Source organism: Streptomyces sp. NPDC005151 (assembly GCF_053599875.1).
The window spans coordinates 1-2155 of sequence record NZ_JBSFYR010000208.1; the positions used below are offsets into that span (position 1 = coordinate 1).

3 protein-coding genes are annotated in these 2155 nt (G+C 66.7%); 1 reads left to right on the forward strand and 2 read right to left on the reverse strand.

The window, feature by feature from the left end; translation table 11 throughout:
* Positions 1-446: 446 nt before the first annotated feature.
* Positions 447-956: a GNAT family N-acetyltransferase gene (locus tag ACWD6R_RS39955; protein WP_451823253.1), complete on the forward strand. Its 510-nt coding sequence runs from the start codon at positions 447-449 to the stop codon at positions 954-956.
* A 106-nt stretch (positions 957-1062) separates the two neighbouring features.
* Here ACWD6R_RS39955 and ACWD6R_RS39960 read toward each other — a convergent pair whose 3' ends face one another.
* Together ACWD6R_RS39960 and ACWD6R_RS39965 are read right to left on the reverse strand one after the other, a co-directional pair.
* A complete protein-coding gene (locus ACWD6R_RS39960; RefSeq protein WP_451823254.1) occupies positions 1063-1455 on the reverse strand; it encodes a DUF6262 family protein in 393 nt (130 codons plus the stop codon).
* Positions 1445-2155, reverse strand: a 711-nt coding sequence (locus ACWD6R_RS39965) for a tyrosine-type recombinase/integrase (RefSeq protein ID WP_451823255.1), incomplete at its 5' end; no start/stop codon positions are given. The genes ACWD6R_RS39960 and ACWD6R_RS39965, both read right to left, overlap by 11 nt.

The window sequence follows — 2155 nt, forward strand, 5'->3', positions numbered from 1 at the left end:
CCGTTATCTCAAGCTCGCCGATCAAGCAGGGCTGTGACCTGGGTTGCCAGGTCAAGGACGGTGTCTTCGACCTGGCCGCGTGACCCTTTCGAGCGCCGCTTAGCACGGGCCGATCGTTACTGAAGCGCGATGCGGTGAGCTGGGTTCGGGACCCAGCTGAGTCATTGCGCTTCATCTGGCGGGTTTGAAGTCGCCCTGAGGCACTGGTGCGTGAGCGGTCGAATCTGGCGGGGTGATACGGTGTCTGGCGTTCGTGTCTGATCCAGATCGAGAGAGTTGGGAGGTGAGGTTGATGACCGCGCTCAAGGCCACTGCCATGTGCTCTGCCCGAACCACCCTCACGTCCCGGGCTGTGGCCTGACCTCATCTGGATTCGCCTCGCTGGGAGCGTGAGCTCGCGAGGCAACACCGATACGAACCAACCATGAAACGGATCTCCATCCATCGTGAGCATCAACTGGATCACGCGCGCTGAGACCAGCGCCGACATCTCCACCATTCGCGACATCAGCCTCGCCGCGTTTGACACTCCGCTGGAGGCCGACCTCGTCGGCGCCCTGCGCGCCGACCCCTCGTGGATCAACGGACTGTCCATCGTCGCCACCGACCACGACGGCAAGCTCATCGGCCACGCGCTGCTGACCCGCTGCCACATCGACGACACCCCGGCCCTGTGCCTGGGCCCCGTCGCCGTCTGGCCCGAGTACCAGAAAACCGGCGCTGGCTCCGCGGCAATCCGCGCCTCGTTGCAGGCTGCCAAGGAGCTGGGCGAGCACTTCGTCACCGTCCTCGGACACCCGACGTACTACCCGCGGTTCGGCTTCACTCGCGCGTCCAAGCACGGCATCGGACTCAGCATCGACGTCCCGGACGAGGCCATGATGGCCCTCACCCTCGACGCCGACCACCCGCTGCCCAGCGGCACGGTCCACTACGCCGCACCGTTCGGCATCTAGTCAAAGCCCGCCGTGCCGGGGCGCCACCGAGCCCCGGCGCGGCGGTTCTGCTCCCCCTCACAGTGCGCCAGGTCGAATGCAAACCCGCCAGATGAAGGGCAATGCCTCACGAGCGCGTAGTTGAGGCTCGCTGGTCGCCGAGCGCGTGAGCGAGTTGCCGACGCAGGCGCTGGTTCTCCTCGGTGAGTTGTCGGTTCCGTTCCAGGGCGGCCTCCAGGCGAGCGTGCAGCGAGGCATCGGAAGAGCGTTCAGCCGCAGGGATCTGCGGCGAGGGGGAACGCCGAGTCGCGTCACGGAGCCGTTCGATCTCGGCTCGGATATCAGGCTGGCCATAGAGCCAGGAACGTGAGATGCCCGCGCGACGGGCGACGCCCTCGAAGGACACCGGGACTCCGGTGCGGTCGAGTTCTCGCAGTTCCTGGATGGCCTTGGACCGCGTCAGTTCGTGCCGCTTGCGGGCGGCGGCGACGAGCGGTGCGGGGTTGGGTTCAGGAGGCATCGGCGGCCGCCTCACCGGTGTCTGGCTGGCCGTCGTCTTCGAGCGTCGTGATGATCTTCTCCAGGTTGTCGGCGACCTGCCGGTTCATCTCCACGAGCCGCTTCTGCCCGCGGGCTTCGGCTGCGGAGATGATCTGCAGTGTCTGCTGGCGCTGTTCACGGTGCTGGGGCAGGAACTCAGCGGTGGTGATGAACATTGGGCAGGTCAGACATGAGTTGGCGTGCGGGCAGGACTGCACCACCGGAAGTCCGCAGTAGCCGTTGGGCAGGGCCTGGGTGGCTCGGGAGAGCCGCTGTTTGGCCCAGGCCGCCTCCGCGAGAGGACCGGCCGGGTCCAGGGCAACGGTCTCGCCCTGGGCGTTGACCTTGCGGGCTTTCTCCCAGTGCCGGCGGACGGTGGTGTCCGACAGCCGCGCGTAGTGGGCGGTCATCTGGGCCGACGTGTGATCAAGGATCTGACGGACGACCTCCTGCGGGACGTCCTTGTTGATCAGCCTGGTGCCCAGGGTGTGCCGGAACTGATGAGGGGTGATGTGCACCGGACGGCCCAACTCATCGCACGTCTGGCAGCGTTGAAGCCACTCGGTCAGCGAGATCCGGTAGCCGGAGGTGCTGATCGGTCTGTCACCGCGGAGGTTCGCGTCGGCGCGGGGGAAGAGGACCGACACCCCCTCCGGCCGCTCATCCAGGATTCGGCTCCG